The sequence below is a fragment of the Rhodocytophaga rosea genome (genome assembly GCF_010119975.1).
GTDB lineage: Bacteria > Bacteroidota > Bacteroidia > Cytophagales > 172606-1 > Rhodocytophaga > Rhodocytophaga rosea.
The window spans coordinates 7,676,616-7,700,238 of sequence record NZ_CP048222.1; the positions used below are offsets into that span (position 1 = coordinate 7,676,616).

Consider the following 23,623-nt stretch of genomic DNA (forward strand, 5'->3'; position numbering starts at 1 on the left):
CTCAATATAATTTAGTATATCTTGATTAGGCTACTTTCCATTCTCGACTCTAAAAACCACCAGCATGATCCAAAACTATCTACAGATTTCGCTGCGCCTGCTCGGGCGAAATAAGGTCTTCTCCTCCATCAATATCGCAGGACTTTCTACCGGCATTGCCTTTTGTATGCTCATTTTCCTGTTTGTTAGGCATGAATATTCCTTCGACGCTTTTCATGAAAAAGCAGATCGCATCTACCGCCTACAACTCACTAATTTACATGCATTAGCAAAGGAAAAAGCAGAAAAAAAAGGGTTAAATAATCATAACCCTAAGATAGGAATGTTTAGCAGCACCTTCATTCATTTACCTTTGCCTTTTGGTCCGGCTTTGAAGGAAGAAATACCGGAAGTAGAAGCCTTTGTGCGTTTGAGTGGAGAAAATACTGCCATCATAGGGAATGGCAATAAACCATTTAAAGAAGTTATCCACTATACAGATGCTAATTTTTTTGAATTTTTCTCTTTTGAGTTAATACAAGGCCAAAGGCAGACTGCCTTATCTCAAGTATCAGCGGTAGTGATATCAGAAAAAGCAGCCATTAAGTATTTTGGTAAACAAAATCCGATAGGCCAACCTTTGCATATCACCCAGCAGGATGAAAAAAAGTCATTTATTGTAAGTGCAGTAGCCAAAGATGTTCCTACAAATTCAAGTATCAATTTCGATATCCTTATCCGCATAGAGCACTTACGTGGGTATAACCAGTATAAAAATACCATGCAGGGTGCCGGTCCTATCACCTTTTTGCTTTTATCTCCCGATGTCTCTTTATCCTCGTTTTCAAAAAAACTACAAGCCTTTGTAGACCATCATTTTACTGCAGACAGCGATATGTACCGTCGGATAGATAAAGTTCCTGAGCATGTTCGGGTGCTACAGTCTGGATTTACTCCTTTAACGGAGACACATTTTGATACAAGCGTGCAATGGCCAAAAGTAAACAACCCGCTGTATGCCTACATTCTAACTGCCCTGGGCCTGCTGATTTTACTGGTGGTTTGTATTAATTATATTTCCCTTACCCTTACAAGTGCTGCCTCCAGATTAAGTGAAATCGGAATCCGCAAGGTAATGGGTGCCAGCCGAGGGCAAATAATTGGGCAATTATGGGCAGAATCCCAGCTACTGGTGTGGATGGCCGTGCTATTAGCAATAGGCCTGGTATATCTGTTTTTGCCCTTCTTTAATGCATTTACCGGTAAGCAACTCTATTTTAGCTTGTGGCAAGAACCCCTGCTGGCAGGTGTGCTGCTGCTTATTGCCTTACTTGTAGGTATCGTGGCCGGCGGATATCCGGCAGTTATATTATCGGATTTCCGGCCGGTAAACATAATAAAAGGCTCACGTACTTACCGGATCAATCCCTGGTTTTCTAAAATTTTACTCTTGGTTCAGTATAGCATGTGTCTATTCCTGGTGAGCAGTTCTCTCATTATGTATAATCAGATGCGCTACATCAGTGAGAAAGACTTAGGATTTGACAAAGAACAAGTACTGATACTAGAGAATTTTGCGGGATTTGAAAGTCAGTCTATACAACTAGTAGAACGATTCAGGCAATGGGCGAGCCAATATCCATCGATTGTTTCTGTAAGTAGCACCAGTTCAACAGTTAATAAACCAGTGATGGGTTTTGGGATGAATATTAATCAAAAGCAAACCGTAATACATGGAGTTTTTATAGATGAGTACTATCTTCCTACATTAGGAATTGAACTAGTCGAGGGTAAAAACTTTTCTCCAACCATCAAATCATATCAGGAAGGAATAATCATCAATGAAACACTGGCTAATCTCCTAGGTAGGGATAGCACAGGTAAAGTGAAACCATATATGTCTGGCGATAAAATAATAGGTGTGGTAAAAGATTTTCATTATGCATCTTTAGAAAGCGAAATCGCTCCTTTATCTTTCTCCTACAGTAAAGAATGGGCTTATTATATTATAGTGAAAATGCGACCGGGAAAGATCATTGAAACAATTCAAGCCATAGAAAAAACCTGGAAAAAACTTGCCCCTGATCAGCCTTTTGTGTATACATTTTTGGACGAAAATCTAAAAGATCAATATACTATCTACCGCAACTGGACAGGAATCGTAGGCACTGCTACGGTATTTGCTGTTATTACCTCTTGTTTGGGCTTGTTTGCCTTATCGGGGCTTTCGGCGGTGAACCGTACCAAAGAAATTGGTATACGCAAAGTATTAGGTGCTTCTGTTTCTCAAATATTTATTCTACTCAACCAAAATATGATTCGTCTCACCTTACGCTCATTTGTGATGGCTGTGCCTATAGCCTGGTATGTGATGAGCCTATGGCTGCAGGATTTTGCTTACCGCATCTCTCTTTCCTGGGAGTTATTTGCCGTGGCTGGACTATTAGGTTTGTGTGCTGCCTTTTTTGCCGTATGTTTCCATTCTCTGAAAGCAGCTAACACCAATCCAGTTATTAGCTTACGAAATGAGTAATACTTGTTTATACTACCTATGTCCATGAAAGAAGAGCAGGTAAAGCAGTATGCGTACCATCAAAACATATTTCTCATCATTACTAATGGAGTTATGGAAAAACACAATAATAATCATACGTAGATTGCATATAGGTGTTAAATTAAAGAGAGAATAAGAGTAACATATTCTAAGCCAAAGGCCAAGATCAACCACATTCTCACAGGAAATGAAGGAAGAAGGCCTACGGTGCCATTGAGAGCAGATAGGTTTTTTCGATCAATGATCGCTTGTTATCATTCACTTGTTTGCTTTCAGTAGAGGTCCAAGTGGTAGAAGCAATCAGCTTCAAGGTCTCTTCATGCGAGAGGGTACTGATTTGATTGTTTTGTTCCAATTTAGCTTTGTAAAACCTGTTGGCCGGGAAAAAGTAATGAACCGTTAATTTTTTAAAGGGTAACATGCAGGGTGAACTACGTGGATAATGATTGTTGTGGATGAAGCAGTAAATAAACGAACATACTCGTTTTCTTTTAGTCTACAAAATTCTTATTTGTCAATAGTGACAACCTATAGTTAAATTATTTCCCCCTTTGTGTTAACTCAAAAGAAAGGCAGCGAATGACCTCCTCCCAATTAATAAGACATATCAACATATTATAGGTAAAGACAAAGTGTTAATTACTTTAACCACATTTTCTGCCAACCTATTGCAGGAGATACCTCTTGCCTCACTTGTGGAGTACTGTTATTTGATTTGTACGGCTGCTATGATTTTTTCTTTCAAGTACGCACATTTGTTTTTGCAGTGGGGGTTTACTTTCCATTCCATGTTTTAAAGCCACTCGAATTATGCTATATTGAGCTAAGTCGCCTCGCACCCATCTAAAGAAAAATAGCATGAAAATACATTTGAAAAGTTTTACTAAGCAGGGCCTTTTTTATTTGTTGATGGTGTTGACAGAATTGATTGCAGGCTGCAAAGATATACCGGATACAAAGATAGAGACAGGACCCATCGCCCCGGAAGATGTGATCGCTACATTTGACCTGGAACCGGGATTTAAAATTGAGTTAGTTGCCTCAGAGCCTTTGGTTTCGGACCCTGTTGATATGGAGATTGATGAATATGGCCGGATGTATGTGGTAGAAATGCATGGCTACCCGCTTGATAAAACCGGTATTGGTAAAATAAAAATGTTATCAGACGTTAATGGAGACGGCAGAATGGATAAAAGCGCTGTTTTTGCTGATCAGCTGATATTGCCTTTTGGCATTATGCGCTGGAAGAAGGGATTGCTGGTGGCGGATGCTCCTAACATGATCTATTTTGAAGATACAGATGGAGACAGCAGGGCCGATATAAGAGATACCCTCCTTACCGGATTTGCATTTTCAAATGCCCAAATGAATGCAGGCAATCCCATATACGGATTGGATAACTGGATCTATCTTACTTCAGAATCAGGAGGCACCTATCAGATATACAAAAAGGAATTTGGTGATCTGGGAAGCGATATTTTTTTTCCAGGTAAGCCCGGTACGACACGAATTCCGTTGGAAAATACAGGTCGCACCGTACGTTTTCGCCCAGACCGACATCAGCTGGAACTGACATCAGGAGTTACCCAGTTCGGGCATGACTTTGATGTGTGGGGCCATCATTTGCTTGGCGATAATTCCAATCATATTTACCATGAAGTGATGGCAGCTCCTTACCTGAAGCGCAATCCGGATTTGCTTATTTCAACTTCAACCCAAACCCTTACGGATCATGGTTCAGAAGTATTTTCAATTACACGGAACCCAGAGCGCCAGATCCTCTCTGCCGAAGGTGTTTTTACGTCTGCCTGTGGAAATACAGCCTATACTGGCGGAGCTTTTCCTGCACCTTTCAATGAAAATAGCACCTTTGTTGCTGAACCAGTCAGTAATCTTGTGCATGTGGACGGCATAAAGAATAAAGGCGCAAGTTTTGTTGCCAGCCGTATCGGACGTGAAAGAAAAGAATTTCTCTCTTCGACTGATTCCTGGTTCAGGCCGGTAAATATGTATGTAGGGCCGGATGGCGCACTCTATGTAGTGGATTATTACAGACAAATCATTGAGCATCCGGAATGGATGTCAGAAGAAGCAATCCAGGCAGGCGGACTTTATAATGGGAAAGACAAAGGCCGTATTTATCGCATTACACCAACTAGCGCTCCGACAGCTGCCTGGACAAAAGGGCTCCATCTCGGTGATGCCTCAAACGAAGCGTTGGTGAAAGAGCTTGCTAATAGAAATAGATGGTGGCGGTTACATGCACAACGATTACTGGTAGACCGTGCAGATCAGCAAGTTATTCCGGCTTTGGTACAAATGGCAAAAAATCCCGCTTCTGCCCAGGGGCGGCTTCATGCGCTATGGACTTTGGAAGGTATGGGAGTGCTTACCGCCGAAATGATAAAAATGGCTTTACAAGATGCCATAGCGGGCATTCGTGAAAATGGAATTAAGTTGGCCGAGCTTCATATATCCTCTTCTCCGGAACTGGAAAGTGCTTTGCTCCATTTGCACAACGATGTTGATCCCAAAGTAAGGTTTCAACTCTTATGTACCATTGGGTTCTTTGATACAAAGGAAACCGCAGGAGTAAGAGATAAATTATTATTCGAGAATTTACAAGACAACTGGGTACAGATTGCGGCCTTATCCGCTGCTTCCTCTCAGACCAATTCTTTGCTGGAGGTAGTGATAGCGCGGTACAATCCGGAACAACTCGCCTATGCTTCCCTTGTTCAAAGGCTGGCATCCATGATCGGCTCTAGCGGTGGAATTGAAAACATCCGTCACCTTATTCAAAACGCTGCTGTTGCCAACCCAGAAAAAGTAACTTGGCAGCCGGCCTTATTAGAAGGTTTATCTGAAGGGCTAATAAGAAGAAAAAATGCTTCTTCAGAATTTAATCAGCAACAAGCAATCCTGATTAAAGCCTACTTTGAGCATTCTTCTCCTTCCGTAAGAAAGGCTGCCTTACAACTGTTAAAGGTAATTGGTTTACAAGATCGCTCCCTGACTAAAGCAGCCTTAAAGAAAGCCCTATCCGCCGTGCAAAACAGAAATCTGCCGGATGAGCAAAGAGTGGAAGCAATCAATTTTCTCTCTGCTGCCAATCCTGTTGCCCATGTAGAAATGTTAAAAAAATTAATTATTCCACAGGAGCATTCATCAGTTCAATTGGCCGCTTTACATACACTTAGCCTTATACCTGAAAATGTGGTGAATCAGTATGTTTTACAACAATGGCCTGTTCTTACCCCTGAAGTAAAGGATGCTGGCATCAATACCTTCCTGACATCACCAGAGCGGGTAAGCATTCTACTAGATGCTATTGAATCGGGTAAGATTCAAAAGGCAAGCATCAATTTTTTACAGGGAGTGCAACTGATGACGCAAGGGGATGATAAACTTCGTAAACGTGCCCGTTCAATTTTTGCCCACAATGATGAGCAGAAGGTCCATAAGGAATATCAGAAAGCCTTACAATTACAGGGAAATTCAGTTAAAGGAAAGATAGTATTTACACAAAACTGTGCTCTTTGCCATCAATTTAAAGGCGAAAATGGGAATTCTTTTGGACCCGATCTGGGTACGGTGAGTAAATGGCAGCCAGAAGGGATTATGGCCAACATTTTGGCTCCCAATCTCTCCATTGCTGCTAATTATGAACTGTGGGTAGTTGAGCTAACTAGTGGAGAATCCATACAGGGAATCATAACCAGCGAAACGCCTGCTGCCATACAGCTTAAGAACGTAGGAGGGGTGGAAAAAATGATTCCACGTTCTGATATTAAATCATTGAACACACTAAACATATCTGCGATGCCTGCAGGTTTAGAAAAAAGTATTAGTCACCAGGATATGGCGGATTTACTTGCTTTTCTTCGTCAAAACAACTAATCATAGAATGAGTCTTTTAAAAGATGCATTATCATTTTAAGACAAAAGGCATTGCCATAGCTAGTATCATTGCCTCATAATATTGTATGTTTCTCACAATATTCAGCAATGAAAAATGGAGGTGTGAAGTTTATACATTGATAAGGATAAACCGGAGGCGGCATTCATATCTTAATTGATCAATAACCTATGGTAATGCTGTAAGCGTAGCGGTTCATTCTGCCTTTATCATTAGTAATTTTGCTTGTTATTTTATCAAATTTACCCAAACAGTTCTCAACGCTTTAGTAAACTTATCGCAGGTATGATATCTTGGCCTAAAATCAAATCTAAAAAAATGTCCACAGCCTTTTCCAGTGTGTTTATTATTGTTACTCTTTTGGTTTGCCATAGTTTTTTATTTTCTCAAAACGCCAAAAAAGATAACAGTACCATGCAGGTAGGGGTTGCACAAATTGATATAACTCCCCAAACTCCCATACGCCTAGCCGGCTATGGAAGCAGAAAAAAAGCAGAGTCGGAAGGAATCATTCATAGACTGAAAGCAAAGGCACTGGCTTTTGGCAGTGATGCCCAGCGTCCATCCATTTTTATTACCGTAGATCTGATTGGAATTCCTGGGCAGATAAGAGAAAAATTAGTGGATCAACTTTCCAAAGAAACAGGTGTTGAGGCTGCCCAACTTGTTATTTGTGCATCACATACCCATGGAGGACCTGAAGTTGGAAATCTGCTAAACATACTTCAATACAGGGGCGCCACCTTTAGCGACTCTCTTTTGCAACTAGATCAATTAATACATATTTCACAGTATACCGACCAGCTTAGCCAGAAGCTAAAAGAAGTCGCTTTAGCTGCGCTGAAAAACAGAAAACAGGCATTCGTTGCCTGGGGTCAGGGACAGGCAGGATTTGCCCGCAACCGCCGCACAGCAGGTGGACCAGTTGATCCCTCCCTTCCTTTACTTAGGGTTACAGATCTTAACGGCAAACTCAGGGCAATTTTGGTAAACTACGCCTGTCATGGGACTACCTTGGAAGGCAGTGTGAACGAAATTCATGGGGATTGGATGAGTGAAGCACAACGTTTGATAGAAGCAAATCACCCGGGTGCTGTTGCGATGGTTTCTATTGGTTGCGGCGCCGATGCTAATCCAGAACCCCGTGGCCAGCTTGAACATATCAAGCTACACGGTCAGGAGATTTCAGATAATGTGAACAAGCTGTTGAGCGCACAATTGCAACCGCTAACTTCGCCACCATCAGGCCGTATAAAGTGGATTGAACTTCCCTTTGCCCATGTACCTACTGTTGAGGAATTGATTAAACAGGCCGAGGATAAATCAGTTAAAGGGTATTACGCCCGCCTTGCACTTGATCGAATAGCCAGAGGAGAAGCCGTTCCCGCAGTTCAGAAATACCCCGTGCAAACATGGACTTTTGAAAATCAACTGGCCATGATTAACCTGGCCGGTGAAGTAGTTGTGGACTACTCAATCAGGCTCAAAAATGAACTCGGGGCTGATAAATTGTGGGTTAACGCATACGCCAATGATGTACCGTGCTACATAGCTTCCAAACGGGTTATTAAGGAAGGAGGGTATGAAGCTGAAACAAGCATGTATTTTTATGATAAACCATCCCCCTTTGGAGAAGAGATTGAAAATATAATAATGACGGCTGTCCATGACCTGCTTCCGGCAGATTTTAAGATTCTTAGAGATACGATTAATCAACCTGAAGTGATTCAACCTTCAATAGATGGGTTTTTAATTTTATCTGCATCCAAGGCAAAAGCTATAGGACCAAACATTAAATTTATGCCTGAATGGAAAGCTTTTGGTTGGTTTAATACAGAAGACCAAACGGAATGGAATGTGCAGGTAGGAAAAAAAAGCCGGTATGATGTGTACCTGGACTGGTCTGTTTCAGATGCCGAAGCTGGCAAGTCATTTGTTTTTGAAGTAGGTAATCAAAAGCTAAAGGGGAAGATAGGCAAAACTGGGTCATGGTTTACCTACAAGAAGGAAAAAGTGGGAACCATCACATTATCGGCCAATCTCCAAAAAATGGTTTTTAGATCCGGTTCAAAATCTGAGAAAGGAGCCATGTTGGATTTGCGCCAAATACTGCTCCTACCTGTGAAGTAAACTGCCTTACTCCCAATAAATCAGACACATTAGTAGTTTCAGCAAATGGGGATTTGATAATACCTGAATGTATGTCTATTTATTATATTTATACTTATAATAACTTTATGGAACCCCTTTCTAAGCAAGTTACATTTTATCTAGGAAGCATATAGTTTCTTAATTTTGCTACATACACGCTCTTGAGGGAGAGTGGTCAAGCAATATCGGCCACCTAGTGTTTACAGATATTGTATGTCATAAAGGGTAGTATTCTAAAATTAACATATGTACAAACTATTTTTACTCTTATTACTAATTACTTCCTGTAAAAGTAACAAGCCAAAAGAAGTAAATCAGTTTGACCCTTTTCATTATGATCCACAAGCATATGAAAAAGTAAGACTCAACTATATTGTAAAAGGTAAAGGAGATACCACCCTATTCTTTATTCATGGCTGGAACCTGGATCATACTTACTGGCAAAACCAGGAAGGCGAATTTTCCCAATCCTACCGTTTAGTGCTCTTTGACTTGGCAGGCTGCGGCAGGTCTGGTAAGAATCGCAAGAACTGGACAATAGAAAGTTTTGCCAGAGATATAACAATGGTTATCAACAAGGAACATCTAAAGAATGTGATTCTGATTGCCCACTCTATGGGGGGTGAAATTGCGCTGGAGGTGGCTGCCAATTCGCAGAAAGTAATTGGGATTATGTATGCACCCGGTAAAACAGCCTTGATTTGTGATGAGCAGCTTTCCTAACTTTAGGAGAAAAAACAATGACACAAATCAGAACCCAAAAGGAAATGTTTCCGCTGGTAGCAGAGTGGCTAGCAAGCGGCATCAGCCAAAAAGAGTTTGGCCAAAGACATGGATTTGCGCTACATATTATGCCCTATTGGGTGAGTAGGTACCGGAAGGTGCATGGATCAACTCAACCCACACCTGCTGCAAGCACAGGATTTATTCAATTACCCACCTCTCAAGCTACTATAAGCCCTATGGAAGTGGCTTTACCCTCTGGAACAATCATCCGTTTCTCCTCCCTGATTCCGGTCAGTTACCTACACGAGTTACTCACTTCATGTTCGCGTTAACAGCCTCGCAAAGATTCTTTCTCTATGGGCAGGCAGTGGATATGCGTAAAAGTTTTGATGCCTTAAGTGGAATTGTTTCTACAGATATGGGTAAAGATGTCTTGTCAGGGGATGTGTATATTTTCATAGGTAAAAGCAGAGATAAGATTAAACTACTAGTGTGGGAGAAAGCAGGCTTTGTATTATACTATAAGCGTTTGGAAGCAGGCACTTTTCACCTGCCCAAAAGTGGGCAGTATAGTTTATCTTACAGCGAATTGTGTTTATTGATTGAAGGGGTGGAGGTGGAGGTCAAACAAAGGCATAAACGCTATGGGGTCCTGTAGAAAAAACAGCTACACCTGCTTGACAGCTACAGCAGCAAGATTTATCTTGTAGAGATCAAGTAGGATTGATATGTCTGCTACGCCCCTGTTATCTACTGTCCAGCAACAAGCCTTATTAGAGGAGAATGAGCAATTGCGAGAGGAAATCAAAGAACTCAAACGGCTTATCTTTGGTAGTAAAAGGGAACGTTTTGTGCCACAAGTTAATACTGCACAACTGAGTCTAGAGTTAATTTCCTCAAGCAGTGAACCTGCTGTAGTGGTCAAGCAGACCATCAGTTATGAGCGGGCAGTCAAACAAATAGCTAAAAAAGCCATTCGTGGCGGTTTTCCTACACATCTGCCACGCATTGATGTGATCTTACAACCCAAAGAAGATGTATCAGGTATGCGCAAAATCGGTGAAGAAATCACCGAGGAGTTAGATTTAAAACCGGCTTCCCTGTTTGTCCGCCGCTACATCCGCCCCCGTTATGTGAGCAAGGAGGAGACTTTTCATATAGCTGTTTTACCTGCACGCCCGATAGAAAAAGGTATGCCCGGGGCAGGTTTGCTCTCCCAAATTATTGCAGATAAGTTTGTCTCTCATCTGCCTTTCTACCGGCAGGCACAGCGCTATGAGCAGTTGGGCATGAAAATTCCTGCCTCCAGTTTGGATGGCTGGTTTGAAGGGGCTTGCGCCTTACTAGAACCACTCTATCAAGCCTTGCGCTTACACATCCTTGCTTCTACTTATCTGCAAGCAGATGAGACACCTATCGCTGTCTTAGATAAGCAAAAGAAGGGAGATACCCACCAAGGCTACCATTGGGTGTATTACTCACCCGAAGAGAGACTGGTGCTGTTTGAGTACCAACCCGGCAGAGGCAAAGATGGACCGGCTAAACTGCTAAAAAACTACAAAGGCTATCTGCAAACAGATGGCTATGTCGCTTATGATCAGTTCGAAACAAGAGAAGATATCGTATTAGTGGGTTGTATGGCCCATGCCCGCAGATATTTTGAGCATGCTTTGGATAACGACAAAGCAAGGGCAGAAAAAGTACTGCTCTGGATTCAGCAGCTATATGCGGTAGAAAGAGAAGCCCGGGAGAAAAACCTCTCTACAGCAGATCGTTATTTATTGCGCCAGCAAAAAGCTCGTCCGGTAATGGATCTGCTTGGAGAATGGTTAGTAGCAGAGCACAGTAAAGTACTTCCCAAAAGTGCCATTGGCAAAGCGATCTACTACCTTGTAGCCCGCTACAATAAGATCTATTTGTATTTAGAAGATGGTAGACTAGAAATAGATAACAATCCGGTGGAGAACGCTATTCGGCCTGTGGCTCTTGGACGCAAAAATTATCTCTTTGCTGGTTCTCATGCCGGAGCACAACGGGCGGCTATTGTCTACAGCCTGCTTGGCAGTTGTAAACTGCAAGGCATTAATGCCCATGACTATTTACAAGATGTCTTGCAAAGATTGCCTAACCAGCCTATCAACCAACTTAAAGAACTACTGCCTTCCTTTTGGAAAAAAATTAATTCATCACCTCAATTACAGATATAGCCTGCTACTTCACCGAACGGATACGGGATTATTGGGGTAGATAATCTTAAGAACGTAGGTATGATTATTACAGAAGAAGATAAAAAAGGAATGCCGCCTTTTATAACGGAATTTATGGCCAATTACCCGGCAATGGCCGAAAGCATGGCAAGAGCCTTTACCGTTTCAAAAGACAGCGCTGTCGTGCATCGGATCGTTAATAGCTACAAACAGGCTGATCCTAACATTGCTGTACCAACACTAATGAACCTATACCCAAAAGCGGCCGAGGCAAAGCGTAAGCTGCAAACCCTACCCTTTGAAATGAAGTTTATTATGAGCACCAATACGCCTTATGACGAAGATAGTTTGAAGAAATATTGTAGGCATGGATACCGAATTGTAACTATAGACAGTGCAGGACATTTCCCTATGATCGAACAACCTATTGGGTTCAACAAAGCACTGCGTCAACTATTAGTTACAAAATAAAGTAAGGCAGTGAACGCTCGATCATTCCCATTAACTTAAGGCCATTGATATGGGAAGTTAACGATGGGCGGCTGTATTAAGCCCCATTTATCAATTGTATTTTCATGGTCTTCCTTTAAAAATGGATACAGAGTTAAGAGCTCAATGATAGTAGATTTGTAATTCAATCAAGAGCTATGAGTATGTTTTAGAATATATTTCTAAGTTAAAAATCATGCCCATTTAATTCACTCATAATATGCCTTGTTTTAAGGGAGGAGGTCAATTTATTTATTGACTCTAATATATGCTAGAATCTGATCTTCTAAGTTGATCATCTCTGCACTTAGCTGCATTCTTTCAATAATTGTTAAAGTAGGCCATTGCTCATTAATGTGAGAAGCAAGCCGATTATAGCGGCTTTTTAAATTGCTTAATTCTGTATTATCCTCTCTTTCGAGTTGGAGTAGCCTAAAAAGTTGATACCTAGCCATGAGATTCGAAGCGGGCTATGGACCACAAGCCGAACTGCGATAAGTTTTGCGCTTAGGTCTACTTGGATCCGTTTGCCCAGGTTAAAATTTTGTGTAGGTATTTATTTCTTGCTGGAAGTACTTTAGTTTGGTTAGTCCTTCCCGGATTTGCTGCCCGGAGAGAATCTGATAGAAGCCATTTAAGCGGATGGCTACACGGTTATATTTACTTTTTAAAATAGATAATCTGGGAGCATCCTGCAAGCTTGGTTGTAGGAGCTCAATATAGGCTTGAGCTTTCATTAAAATTCTATCAGCTAATCAGTTACAGATACAATATAACAAAAGTTAGAGTCTCATCAAAGGTTTGTAATCAGATTCTTATACCAATTTATAGGACTTTACTCAAGGTTTTGCCCTGTAATAGATTGACAAAATTGCCTATTTTAATATCCTCTTATACATGAGGGTAAAATTTGTATTCCCAATTTGTATTTCATGAATTTACTTCCCCTCTTGCCCATACAAAAGTTTCAGGAAAGGGGGATTTAGCATTACTTAAGCAATGTATGATTATTTGGGAGGAGATCAGTCCTGACATAGACTATCTTACAATTACACTTAACTTAGTGTCCATTATTTCGGGGCAAACCCAGTATTTCTGTCAACCTGTTTGTTTAGAAGAAGATCCTTAACCTATGGTTTTGTTCAATCTACCTTTAATCATCGGTTTTAGAAAAGCTCCCTCGCCTAAACTCAGTAGGAGACAACTTTGTCTTTTGCTTGAACAATTTATTAAACGATTGGGGATGCTCAAAACCTAACCCATAGGCTATCTCAGCGGTAGTTAGGGTGGTCTGGTTGAGCAAAACTTTTGCTTTTTCTACTAGCAACAAATGTATATGCTGTTGGGTAGTTTTACCTGTGAGCGAGCGGAGTATATCTGAAAGATATCGTTGGGAGACCTGCAACTGCCCGGCTACCTCTTGTGGAGAAGGTAAGCCGCTCACTAACCCATCCTGGTTATCTAATCGATCATTGAGATACAGGTTCATGCGGTTGATCAGCTCATGATATACCCCCTTGCGGGTGATAAACTGCCGGTTATAAAATCGGTTGCTATGAGTAAGCAGCAATTCTAGCTGCGAAACTAGCACTTGTTGACTGAATGAATCAATATTATTTTCCAGTTCCGTTGCCATTGCCCGGAAAAGTAAGGCAACCACATCTTTTTCTTTTTCGGAAAGAAATAAGGCTTCAGTTACCGCATAGGAAAAAAAGCCATAGCCATGAATGGATTGTGCCAGCCCATGATGGTCTAACAAGTCAGGATGAAAAAACAGGGTGTATCCTTCATGGTCGCAAGGATCGCCTGAAAGTTGTACCGGCTGGTGAGGGGCTAAGAAAGCCAGACCACCGTTTTTGAAATCATATTGTCTGGGGCCATACTTGACACTACCATTAAAACTTTTTTTAAAAGATATCTTGTAGAAATCAAGCTCAAACCAATGTCCGGCCTGGGTAAGATCAATTGGCTGTTTATCGTAATCGATCAAGGTGATCAACGGATGCAGCGGTGCCGGTAGACCAAGCTCTTGCATCAGATCAGCGATACTGCTAAAGGTTAATCTAACATCAGTGTTCTGCTTCATGATTGTTTACTCGCTACTTTACTATAAATATATAAAAGATCGTATCAGTTTTGAGCAGTGGGTCGAATTACAATATCGCCCACATCCACCTTGTCTGGCTGTTCAATGGCATAAGCGACCGCCCCTGCGATGGCGCTTGCCGGAATGGCAATCTGATCAGCTTGTTTTTGAATAGTTGTTCTAAGGCTTTCGTTTTTGATGTTGCTTACAAATTCCGTATTCACATATCCTGGTGAGATTCCAGTAACACGCCAACGGCCTTCTGATTCTTGCCGCAACGCTTCACTAATGGTGCGTACCGCATTTTTTGTGGCTGCATACACCCCCATGGTTGGGACGATACTGATACCGGCCGTGGATATAATGTTGATGAAGTGGCCTGAGGCTTGTTTTTTAAATATGGGCAGGGCTGCTGCAATGCCGTAGAGGGTACCTCTCAGATTTACATCGATCATTTGTTCCCATCCATCAAGGTCTAACTCTTCCATCCGGTATAGCTGGCTGATACCTGCGTTGTTAATCATCACATCCAACCTGCCAAATGTTTCAATGGCCAATGCGATAAGGTTTACTAAATCATTCCGCAGAGTTACGTCCATCTCCATATAGGCTGCTTGCCCGCCATTTTTCCTAATACGATCTGTTATCGCCTTTAAACGCTCAGTTCTGCGTGCACCAAGTACCACTTTGGCACCATGGGCAGCTAACAGGTCTGCCATTGCTTCCCCAATGCCGCTGCTGGCACCGGTAATTACGATAACTTTATCTTCTATTGCGCTTTTCATATTTGTTCTTTTTATAGGACAAAGTTCTGCATTACAGAAGACAACACTGTAGCCGCAATAGTCAAAAATGTAGTCGAAGTAGCAATTATCAGGGTTAACAGTGGTTTATATGAGTCTTTTATGCCCGGAATGTTAGAAGTTCAATGTTTCTCATCCTAAAGGTTTCAAACTAAACCAATAGAAATAAGATGAGTTCCCACTTAAAAATGGAGTGTAAAAAGTGTGCAGATTTAATATCCTGATCTTCTTAAGTAAAAAGAAAGGGGGAATTAAATTAATCAGCCTTTGGAGTAAGGCCACAATTGATATAAATTTTTACTCCCATTCCATCTATCATTAATGAAAGAGTACAATAGATTACAGCTTAATTATTCAAACCATTGTTCCCATCAAGCGTATATCTACACTTAACCTATAACAAACCACTATGTCAACTACTAAATCAGCGGCCGCCGCTCAAAGTGATTCTTCCGAGGAAAGTGCTTTGAAAGAACTTTTCATCGAAGAACTCAAAGATATTTACTGGGCAGAAAGTCACCTGGTCAAAAATATGCCCACATTAGCTAAAGCAACTACCTCTGCACCTTTGTTAAAAGCCTTTGAAACACATCTGGCTCAGACAAAAGAGCAAGTTACCAGGTTGGAACAAGTCTTTGAATCCATCGGGGAAGAAGCCTCTGCCAAGAAGTGTGAAGCTATGAATGGACTAGTAAAAGAAGCCCTGGAAATGATTGAAGACACAAAGGAAGGCACCTTAACCCGGGATGTTGCTTTAATTTCCTGTGCTCAGAAAGTAGAACATTATGAGATTGCTTCTTATGGAACCTTAAAAACATTAGCCGGTGTACTGGGATTCAAACAAGCAGCCGGGCTACTGGAACAAACCCTGCAGGAAGAGAAGGATACAGATTCCTTGCTGACTCAAATTGCTGAAGGCTCTGTCAATCAGAAAGCCAAAAAGGAGAAAATATAATTACTTTTTGCATGTAATGAAGCATATTTTACTGATTAGAATTCTAACCAGCAAAATATGCTTCATTATTTTCTAGCTAGCTGAGTTATACTAAAAATTTAAAGAGGAAAATAACAATGACCTCCTCCCAATAGATAAGACTAGTTTAAAGTAATACAGAAAGGGAAGTTAATGAAACCGCCCATTTGAGGTTAATATTCTATTTTTTCTCAAGTGTAACCCACATGCAGGCAAATTACGTACAAATAACATCTGCTTAGCGGTAGATAGTGGATCCAAGGTCAAGCCTTGTGGTCCACATTAACCAGCATTGAATTCAACCAGATAAAAAAGGGGCACAGATCAGTCTATGCCCCTTTTGTTGAAACGTTAGGATATGGGCGAGAGGGGAAAGAATACAACCTATTCCTTCTAACCTAGCATTTTTCTCCCCCTTTTTCCCTCTCATTTTCAGCACTTAATTTAAGAGCTATTTTGTCAACCTATAACTGTACAAGGCCCAAGGCGCATACCTAATTCTTCTGCTACTGTAGAGGTAGATTTTCCTGATCGATATAACTCAACAGCCATTAGTTTGAACTCTTTATCAAATTGTCTTCTTTGTTTATTCATAACAGCTAAGGCTTAACTTACTCTACACTTAAAGGTAGCAGGTTCAGGAGACCCTTGTTTAGCATTATAGATATGATCAAATACCCTGGAATAGAGTTCGTAATGCGCAGTTCTTTAGGCGTTTATGTTTATAAATATTCTACTGTATAAGGCTGTTACTTTTTTATTTTTTTCTAAACTAAAGTATTGATTGACAGGTTATATACGCATAGCCTAACCTTAAAAACCACCATGAAAAAAGTAACTACCTTCCCCATTCTAAAGATCATAGCTTCTGATTCGCAAGCAGTGATCAATTTAAAATTACGCTACAATGCACTCGCTGATAAGATCTCAGAAAAGGAGAACTTAGATAGTGAATTAGAAGGGCTACATACCCAAATCAAACAGCTCACTAAGCAGACCGGCTCATACACCTAATTTTTTTATTGATTCCGCTGCTTGTTGCGTATAAGCATACATTGATATACATTTGGCAAAGGGAGGGTGCACTGCATCCTTCTTTTGTTTACTCCTCATCCCTTTTCTACTTTCATATTTTTTAGGATTTCATAGTCTATCAAATCTGGTAAAACCTCTATATCGTATATTTGAATATGATAGAGGTAGGTTATGAGTGCAAAAAACCATATAGATTTAATCCAGCAATATTTTAAGCAGGAGAGAAACTTGAAGCTGCAACAATCCTTGACTATAGGGTTAAGAAACTTTGCCCTTATTCTTAAATCTAAATCCAAAGACTCTATGCAGGGAATAAGAATATACCTGCTTGAAATGATGCAACAGAATCTGGATAATAGAGATATTGTTGCCGTCTGTAAGCAAATGATTGCTATGGTAGAGGAGAAAATTAGCAAAATAGAGTAACAAGCTTTTTCAGGGGCTTCTCTTTAAATAGGTTGATAATTTTTATGTCAGATACAACCATACAATTAGGTTCTTTTAAATCTTTTTGAGTATCAAGAAAGAGGATAATTATTTTATGTTAGGCTCCCTGCTTTTCGTACAGCGGTAACAAAGAAAAAAGTAGTGGATTTATTCTTAAACAAAATTAATACAGCAGTTTCAATATTTGCCCTTTTTGGGTAACTATAAAATTTTGATATAGTCAATAATTTTTGTTCATCTATCCGCCATTCTCTTTTTAGCATGCTAGATTAACTTTTATTCACTTTTATCACGAAAGCCCGTAATTGAGCCATCTTACCTTCACGAAAACGCCAGACATCACAGTAGGAGTAATCAGCTGTTTTCCCCGCTTCATCCTTCAGACTGATTTTGCCGAGTGCAGTTACAAAATCACCCTCAGCGATTAGGTTTTCTACCATGAACCTTGGCGGCTCCACATAAGTGGTTGCCATCCACTCTCGAACGGCTTGCTTGCCTCGAAGAATCCTGTCGCCGACAAATACCCATTCCGTGTCCTCTGTGCACAATGACAGAAATCCTTCATGATCACCTCCCATGATGGCTGTATTTGCTCTTTCTAGTATTGCTTTGTTATTTTCGATCATGTGTATCTGTTTTGTTGATGGTCTTTTAATGGCATCCTAAAAATAAGGCAATCATATCAAGATATAAACACTACAATTTAAGTAAAAAGAAAGGGGGTAGTTAAATTAACTTCCCCTTTCGGGTAACTGGTTGTGTTAATCAGATTGTGTCTTAATAAGTAGAGTTTTCTGCATATGAGTTTTCCTAAAAACAGGGAGCAGACAGTTTTGCCAACCCTCATTTCTTGAATGCAAACAATAAACAGCATCTATCTTTCGGGAGACTGTAAGCTCCCTTTCTTTTAGTAGCTATTCAATCCTAGTTATTCTTTTATGATTCGAAGGAATCTTAGGGAGAGGTTCTTGTCAAGGCTGTTTACTAGACAGGAGGTTATAATGAAGTATAAAATAGTAGATCCTGTTAAAAAGCCCTTCAGGATAATATTTAGGCCTATAACCTTAAGAGTACTTGCTGGCTGATTTGAAGGATTTCTCTTAATCGCTTATCATTGCGATACTTGACCCATCCGTAGGTTCCAGCGATGCCCAGATAATAGATAGGTAAGTAGATTAAATTGACTGGATAAATCGCTACGAGCAAAACAGGAATAACCACCCCAATGGGATTGCTGGTAAAGACCGGCTTAGTAAGGACAGGAAAGCTGTCAATGAGCCTTTTTAGCTGCTCATCCTGCCACTTTAAAGAAGCCAAATAGTGAGTATAGCCAGTATAAAAGGTATAATAATCACTGTAAAAAATACGGTTATTGCTCTCCTCGAGTAATCTAGCTGCCCTATAGGAGAGTAATTCTAGACTCGAAATAAGTTCACTCCTGTTTTGATCGACTGCAATCGTTTCCATAGGATCTCACCCGTATTCACATACAAGCATACCTTATATACTGCTGGAACATTTCCCTGTAACCCCGCTTGAGAGGTAAGGCCTATTTAAAAGCGATATTGAGTAGACAATGCATGTACAACTATAAAGAAGAAGTGATAGAATGGAGTAATAACAAAGAGGCAGTTAATTTAACCATCCTTTTCTTATTGAACTCAAAGTTGTTTGATTAAAACTTTACGTTAGCTAATCGAGAATGAAATCCTGCCAATAAGAATTTGTGCAGACCTACTATCTGAAATTGTCTGAACTGAAAAGGAAATTATAAAAAGTTTCTTCCTATCCATTTTTTTGAGTAAAAAATTAATTTTAAAAACATCAAAAAAGGAAAACTTTTCCTTCGATTTATACCGTTACTATATATACAATCTATGTTTAACTAAACCATCTACCATTATGGAATTTTTAGAAGGAGCTGTTTTAATAATCGCTACATTTGCCACTTTACTCATAGGTGCTGTGGGCGCTTACTCGTATTTTGACCGGGAAAATGGATAACACTTTTACACCTTTGTCTGAAAAAACAGGTTTGGGTACTCCCAGACCTGTTTTATTAGCTAGCTATTTTCTTTTATTGTACACATAATAGAAAACTAAAAGGGGGAATTAATTTGACTGCTCTTATCTTAAAGATTCTCTTTGGTTCCTGAACGCATTATATTTTATCAGTAAAGCTTTTAACCCGTAAATGAAGTTTACTCTGGTTTTATCCTAACTATTTCTATTGATTATTTTTCTTTTGAAAGAATGCTGTAGATATGGGCAAAAATAGCAAAATAGTAACTATGACTAAAACTATAATATGGGCGATCATTTGGGAAGTTGAATTGAGCGCACCTATATAAACATGGTAAACCAGCCAGGCAATGGCTAGCCATCTTGCCTGACTCATTCTCAAAAGTAGAAAGCTACCACAAACTATAGCTAAAATTCGCAGAAACAGAACCCAAAGTAATTGGGAAACTTGCACATCCGGCTGGTAGAATTCTTTAACATGATAGGTAAATCCAATACTGCCTGCCAGAATAAACAATATGGAAACAACAAGAATAGGAATAGGTAACTTTTTCATTGTACATATTAGGTCTATAAGAAGATTTTCATTTTAATGAATCGTTGATGTTCGAATCAGTAGTGGATTATTCTTTCCGGTAACCCTAATTATAGGCTTGAGCAGACTTTGAAATGAAATATCTGGAACACCACTCTAAATAAAGAGTTGAGTGGAAAAAATAATTTGTTATTCCTTATAAGACATCTTATCAGTCAAAATACTTTCTTGAAAACTAAGTCGTGGTAAAACTTTTGTAACAGCTCAAGGTTTTTATCTACCATAAAAGGTCTAATGGACTTAGCTGTATGTATCATTTTTTTGCTCTTATAGTATAATACAAACCTAATGCTTAGCAAGGCTTTTATCGCTTGATTGCAATCAAGAATTGATTTTTCCTTTCGCAAAACTTTCTCTGACTCTACTCATTGTTTCAGGGGTAATTTTTAGATAGGAAGCAATCCATTTAAGAGGAAAGTGTTGGATCAATGCTGCTCTGTTATCCAAGATGTATTGATATTTTTGAGTAGGTGTCAAACGATTATCAAAAAAATAAGCTTGTGCCGTTGCTTGCTGCAATATTTTCCCCAATTGCAGGAAAGCAGCAGATTCACCAATCAGCTCGTGTATAGATGTTATTGGATATTCCGGTGATGTTGACCCCCTTTAGCGATACTGACACACCAAAAAGGAAGTGGTTCAAAGAACCCGATGGTCTGACAATGTTAGTGTTTTTTTCTTAAACTTTCACCTTTCAACTCTATTCGGTAAGAGGTATGCAGCAGCCGGTCGAGGATGGCATCGGCAATAGTTGCTTCCCCAATTACTTCATACCAGCTGCTGATCGGTAGTTGAGAAGCAATAATGGTAGAGGCACGGGCATGGCGGTCTTCGATCATCTCCATCAGGTCTAATCGCTGTCCTGCTTCTAAAGGGGTTAAGCCAAAGTCATCCAAAATCAGTAAGCGGGTTTTGGATAGCTTCTCAAAGAACTTGATTAAGCTGCCATCTACCCGGGCCATCTTTGTTTTCAGCAGCAGTTTAGCTACATTAAAATAAGCTACTGAATATCCCTGTGCACAGGCCTGGTGTCCTAAAGCAGAAGCTAAAAAACTTTTGCCTGCTCCAGTAGCACCGCTAATCAGGATGGACTCCCCTTTGATTAAGTACTCTCCTGTGGCCAGCCTGTTGAGCAGGGATTTATCTAAGCCACGTGCGCTACCCGGCTGCAATTCTTCTATAGAAGCCTGGTAGCGGAAAAAAGCATTGCGCTGCAAGCGGCGGAACTTTCGTTCCTTTCGCTCATTTTCTTCTGCCTGCAGCAGTAGTTCGAGTCCCTCGCTCAAGGAGAGTTCATGGCATTTTCTTGTCTCTAGCAGTGCCTGCCAGCTGCGACTCATTCCGTGGAGTTGCAACTGACTGAGTTGGGATTGGATTTGCATCATCTGTTTTGTTAGTTAGGAGTAGATTAGTTGAGGGTGGATAAAAATTGGGTATAATACTCTTTGCCCCGGATGTTAGTATGTTCCGGCAAGGACCGTTCTATAATCTGCTCCTGGTCATGCACCATGTTGTTTTCCAGTAGGTTGCGCATAAAGCGGTAGGTGTAATTGCCATGTTCAATAGCAATCAAACATGCTTTGCGGAAGCTATCTGCATCACTTCTGCTTGCCAGGCGCAACAAGCCATCACAGGTGCGGTATAGCTGCTCAGGATAGCGTTTCTGCTGGAAGAGTCCTTCCAAAAGCTTGTAGAACTCTTCTGATTTACTTTGGGCTTTTTTCAGGTAGTATTCCGGGCTACGTTCCAGGTAGTGCCGATGGTGGGAACACAGGTGTTCTTTGATAGTGGTATAGCTGCCCATGCGGTAATCTCTCACATGCAAAGCTATTTGCTCGCCTTTGCTGTAGATATGCACCATCGAGCGGGTGTAGATCACTTTTACCTGCAAGCCAATGTAAGTGTAGGGTACACTGTAGTAATGTTTATCCTGAGCCAGGTAGATATGGTTGTTCTGGGCCACTTTCAACTCCCGGTAATACTTGAGTTCAAAACTATAGTCTGGCAGTGGCCCAAGTAGGTGTTTTTCATCGGCTAAGAATTTTTCTTGTCTGCAGTAGGGCTTCTTTTGCATCCTGGTTTGATTATGTTCACGGATTTTCTCCTTGATGGCTTTATTGAGGGAGGAAAGATCAAAGAACTGTTGATGGCGCAGTTTAGCATAGACCCTGTTATAGATCAGCTTTACCCCGTTTTCTACCAAGGCCTTGTCCTGTGGTTTACGCACTCTGGCCGGAATCACCACTGCCCCATAATGATTAGCAAAATCTTCCATGGCACGATTAACATCCGGTTCATAGGGACTGGCTTTCACAATGGCAGACTTTAAGTTATCCGGTACCAGCACCTTTGGCACACCACCGATCTCTTCTAAACAGCACCGGAGGGCATACAGGAAGTCTTCTATATTTTGACTGGGAACAGCCATGGCAAAGCTGTAGTCAGAATAAGGCAGACAAGCCGCAAACACTTGACAATAGATCACTTCGCCGGTGTCTTTGTCAATGTAGGAAAGCTTTTTTCCGGCAAAATCGATAAATAGTTTTTCAGCCGCTTTGTGAGTTAGGACCATGGTAGGTTTACGGGCCAATAACTGCTGAGAGAGGTGGAAACAGAACTGGGAGTAGCCGTAGCCTTGGGCATACTCTTTTTTATACTCTTCCCACAGCAATCTTCTGTTGACACCTACCTGCTTGAGTTCTGAGGCAAAGTAGTCGAGCTTTTCTTTGAAGTGGTCAAAGCGGGTGTCTTTGTAGGCAGGATTACCGGCATGGTATTTTGCTTCCAGCAGCGGATCGGCTAGGGACAGCAGTTGCTCCACGCTTAATGGCAGCAGGGCTGTTTTGGCAAGATACGCCTTGACCGTATTCTTGCTCAGGGAAAGACTGCGGGCAATGAACTTAATGCCTTTACCTTGCTGATGCAGCAGCAGTAGTTGTTTGATCTGACTCATAGGTTTTGGTTTTCCAGCCATCGGTGCTCTGTTTGGTAAGTGATCACCAAAGAACCAAATCCTGTAGTCTTTTACGAGCAGAAGGGGGTCAGCATCGTCCGGAATCTTTCCTGCAAGGGCTGGTAGAGTCCGGAATTAGTAGCTATAGCTGCTCAAAAGTGGGGTCAATATCTGCCGGAATGACATAATCTGCAGCTTTTTAGCTACTTACTTGCCGGAATCCGGGGCTTCAAAAGGGGGCAGCATGCTCCGGATTCTCCATGTTATATCTAACTCTAAGATGTTACCTTCACTATAAGCTTTTATAAATCTATCTGATGGTGTTTGAGCAATAAAACTACCTTGATTTAAAAACCATTCATGATCTATATGCAAATCAAGTACATTTTCTTCTCCTTCATCTGTATACTTATACTGATAGAAAACACCTGTTAGGCTAAAAAAAAAGGATTTACAGACTTCTCCTTGATTAAGTAAAATGTCATTTTTGGCAACACGTCGAACTGTAATTTTACTTTCAAATAGTTTTACCTCTGTATGGCTATAAACTCCAGTGGTCATCAAGCTGTGGGAAATCATCATACCAATAAAAAGGAACTATGTTTATGTAGATGTCAATTAAAAATATGACGCACTTCGTTGTCAGCTAATTCGCCAAAACCAACTGATACCGGACCTACTTGT

At 40.7% G+C, this 23,623-nt stretch carries 22 protein-coding genes; 11 read left to right on the plus strand and 11 right to left on the minus strand.

Annotated elements, in window-relative coordinates:
• Window positions 1-64 precede the first annotated feature (64 nt).
• Window positions 65-2,512, plus strand: coding sequence for an ABC transporter permease (locus tag GXP67_RS31525; RefSeq protein ID WP_162446805.1), 2,448 nt, complete (start codon window positions 65-67; stop codon window positions 2,510-2,512).
• 223 nt (window positions 2,513-2,735) lie between these two features.
• Here GXP67_RS31525 and GXP67_RS31530 read toward each other — a convergent pair whose 3' ends face one another.
• Entirely contained in the window at window positions 2,736-2,954 is a 219-nt protein-coding gene (locus GXP67_RS31530) for a hypothetical protein (RefSeq protein WP_162446806.1), read from the minus strand.
• Between the two features lie 437 nt (window positions 2,955-3,391).
• Here GXP67_RS31530 and GXP67_RS31535 point away from each other — a divergent pair, with 437 nt between their 5' ends.
• From GXP67_RS31535 to GXP67_RS31565, 7 genes are all read left to right on the plus strand, one after another.
• A complete protein-coding gene (locus GXP67_RS31535) occupies window positions 3,392-6,433 on the plus strand; it encodes a PVC-type heme-binding CxxCH protein (protein ID WP_232064721.1) in 3,042 nt (1,013 codons plus the stop codon).
• A gap of 244 nt (window positions 6,434-6,677) precedes the next feature.
• The gene (locus tag GXP67_RS31540) at window positions 6,678-8,582 is read left to right on the plus strand and encodes a neutral/alkaline non-lysosomal ceramidase N-terminal domain-containing protein (protein WP_197901597.1); all 1,905 of its coding nucleotides are present in this window, start codon (window positions 6,678-6,680) and stop codon (window positions 8,580-8,582) included.
• A gap of 267 nt (window positions 8,583-8,849) precedes the next feature.
• The gene (locus tag GXP67_RS31545) at window positions 8,850-9,326 is read left to right on the plus strand and encodes an alpha/beta fold hydrolase (protein WP_162446807.1); all 477 of its coding nucleotides are present in this window, start codon (window positions 8,850-8,852) and stop codon (window positions 9,324-9,326) included.
• A gap of 17 nt (window positions 9,327-9,343) precedes the next feature.
• Window positions 9,344-9,661 carry an IS66 family insertion sequence element accessory protein TnpA gene (gene tnpA, locus GXP67_RS31550; RefSeq protein WP_162443404.1) on the plus strand — a complete coding sequence of 106 codons (318 nt, stop codon included), beginning with the start codon at window positions 9,344-9,346 and terminating at the stop codon, window positions 9,659-9,661.
• Window positions 9,649-9,987 (plus strand): IS66 family insertion sequence element accessory protein TnpB, encoded by a 339-nt coding sequence (tnpB, locus tag GXP67_RS31555; protein ID WP_162443405.1) that lies wholly within the window; start codon window positions 9,649-9,651, stop codon window positions 9,985-9,987. Before tnpA ends, tnpB begins: the two co-directional genes overlap by 13 nt.
• A gap of 70 nt (window positions 9,988-10,057) precedes the next feature.
• Window positions 10,058-11,536 carry an IS66 family transposase gene (gene tnpC / locus GXP67_RS31560; RefSeq protein ID WP_162443406.1) on the plus strand — a complete coding sequence of 493 codons (1,479 nt, stop codon included), beginning with the start codon at window positions 10,058-10,060 and terminating at the stop codon, window positions 11,534-11,536.
• A 60-nt stretch (window positions 11,537-11,596) separates the two neighbouring features.
• Complete coding sequence (locus tag GXP67_RS31565; protein ID WP_162446808.1) at window positions 11,597-12,007, plus strand: alpha/beta fold hydrolase; 411 nt, start codon at window positions 11,597-11,599, stop codon at window positions 12,005-12,007.
• A gap of 554 nt (window positions 12,008-12,561) precedes the next feature.
• Here the strand turns inward: GXP67_RS31565 and GXP67_RS31570 are convergent.
• The 3 genes from GXP67_RS31570 to GXP67_RS31580 form a co-directional block, all read right to left on the minus strand.
• Window positions 12,562-12,762, minus strand: coding sequence for a hypothetical protein (locus tag GXP67_RS31570; protein ID WP_162446809.1), 201 nt, complete (start codon window positions 12,760-12,762; stop codon window positions 12,562-12,564).
• Between the two features lie 416 nt (window positions 12,763-13,178).
• The gene (locus tag GXP67_RS31575) at window positions 13,179-14,111 is read right to left on the minus strand and encodes a helix-turn-helix domain-containing protein (RefSeq protein ID WP_162446810.1); all 933 of its coding nucleotides are present in this window, start codon (window positions 14,109-14,111) and stop codon (window positions 13,179-13,181) included.
• A gap of 44 nt (window positions 14,112-14,155) precedes the next feature.
• Window positions 14,156-14,896: an SDR family oxidoreductase gene (locus GXP67_RS31580; RefSeq protein WP_162446811.1), complete on the minus strand. Its 741-nt coding sequence runs from the start codon at window positions 14,894-14,896 to the stop codon at window positions 14,156-14,158.
• A 427-nt stretch (window positions 14,897-15,323) separates the two neighbouring features.
• Between GXP67_RS31580 and GXP67_RS31585 the strand changes: the two genes are divergently transcribed.
• Window positions 15,324-15,869, plus strand: coding sequence for a YciE/YciF ferroxidase family protein (locus GXP67_RS31585; protein WP_162443383.1), 546 nt, complete (start codon window positions 15,324-15,326; stop codon window positions 15,867-15,869).
• Window positions 15,870-16,346: 477 nt separating this feature from the next.
• Here GXP67_RS31585 and GXP67_RS31590 read toward each other — a convergent pair whose 3' ends face one another.
• Window positions 16,347-16,481, minus strand: coding sequence for a transposase (locus GXP67_RS31590; RefSeq protein ID WP_162446812.1), 135 nt, complete (start codon window positions 16,479-16,481; stop codon window positions 16,347-16,349).
• Between the two features lie 231 nt (window positions 16,482-16,712).
• Between GXP67_RS31590 and GXP67_RS31595 the strand changes: the two genes are divergently transcribed.
• Together GXP67_RS31595 and GXP67_RS31600 are read left to right on the plus strand one after the other, a co-directional pair.
• Window positions 16,713-16,901 (plus strand): hypothetical protein, encoded by a 189-nt coding sequence (locus GXP67_RS31595; protein ID WP_162446813.1) that lies wholly within the window; start codon window positions 16,713-16,715, stop codon window positions 16,899-16,901.
• A 192-nt stretch (window positions 16,902-17,093) separates the two neighbouring features.
• Window positions 17,094-17,348 carry a hypothetical protein gene (locus GXP67_RS31600; protein WP_162446814.1) on the plus strand — a complete coding sequence of 85 codons (255 nt, stop codon included), beginning with the start codon at window positions 17,094-17,096 and terminating at the stop codon, window positions 17,346-17,348.
• Window positions 17,349-17,638: 290 nt separating this feature from the next.
• Here GXP67_RS31600 and GXP67_RS31605 read toward each other — a convergent pair whose 3' ends face one another.
• The 6 genes from GXP67_RS31605 to GXP67_RS31630 form a co-directional block, all read right to left on the minus strand.
• Window positions 17,639-17,995 (minus strand): nuclear transport factor 2 family protein, encoded by a 357-nt coding sequence (locus tag GXP67_RS31605; RefSeq protein ID WP_162446815.1) that lies wholly within the window; start codon window positions 17,993-17,995, stop codon window positions 17,639-17,641.
• A 430-nt stretch (window positions 17,996-18,425) separates the two neighbouring features.
• The gene (locus GXP67_RS31610; RefSeq protein WP_162446816.1) at window positions 18,426-18,836 is read right to left on the minus strand and encodes a hypothetical protein; all 411 of its coding nucleotides are present in this window, start codon (window positions 18,834-18,836) and stop codon (window positions 18,426-18,428) included.
• A gap of 760 nt (window positions 18,837-19,596) precedes the next feature.
• The gene (locus GXP67_RS31615) at window positions 19,597-19,947 is read right to left on the minus strand and encodes a hypothetical protein (protein WP_162446817.1); all 351 of its coding nucleotides are present in this window, start codon (window positions 19,945-19,947) and stop codon (window positions 19,597-19,599) included.
• Window positions 19,948-20,651: 704 nt separating this feature from the next.
• Window positions 20,652-21,371, minus strand: coding sequence for an IS21-like element helper ATPase IstB (gene istB / locus GXP67_RS31620; RefSeq protein WP_162446818.1), 720 nt, complete (start codon window positions 21,369-21,371; stop codon window positions 20,652-20,654).
• Between the two features lie 23 nt (window positions 21,372-21,394).
• On the minus strand, window positions 21,395-22,960 hold the full coding sequence (gene istA, locus GXP67_RS31625; RefSeq protein ID WP_162442237.1) for an IS21 family transposase: 1,566 nt from the start codon (window positions 22,958-22,960) through the stop codon (window positions 21,395-21,397).
• A 186-nt stretch (window positions 22,961-23,146) separates the two neighbouring features.
• Window positions 23,147-23,500, minus strand: coding sequence for a Crp/Fnr family transcriptional regulator (locus GXP67_RS31630; protein ID WP_162446819.1), 354 nt, complete (start codon window positions 23,498-23,500; stop codon window positions 23,147-23,149).
• Window positions 23,501-23,623: the final 123 nt, after the last annotated feature.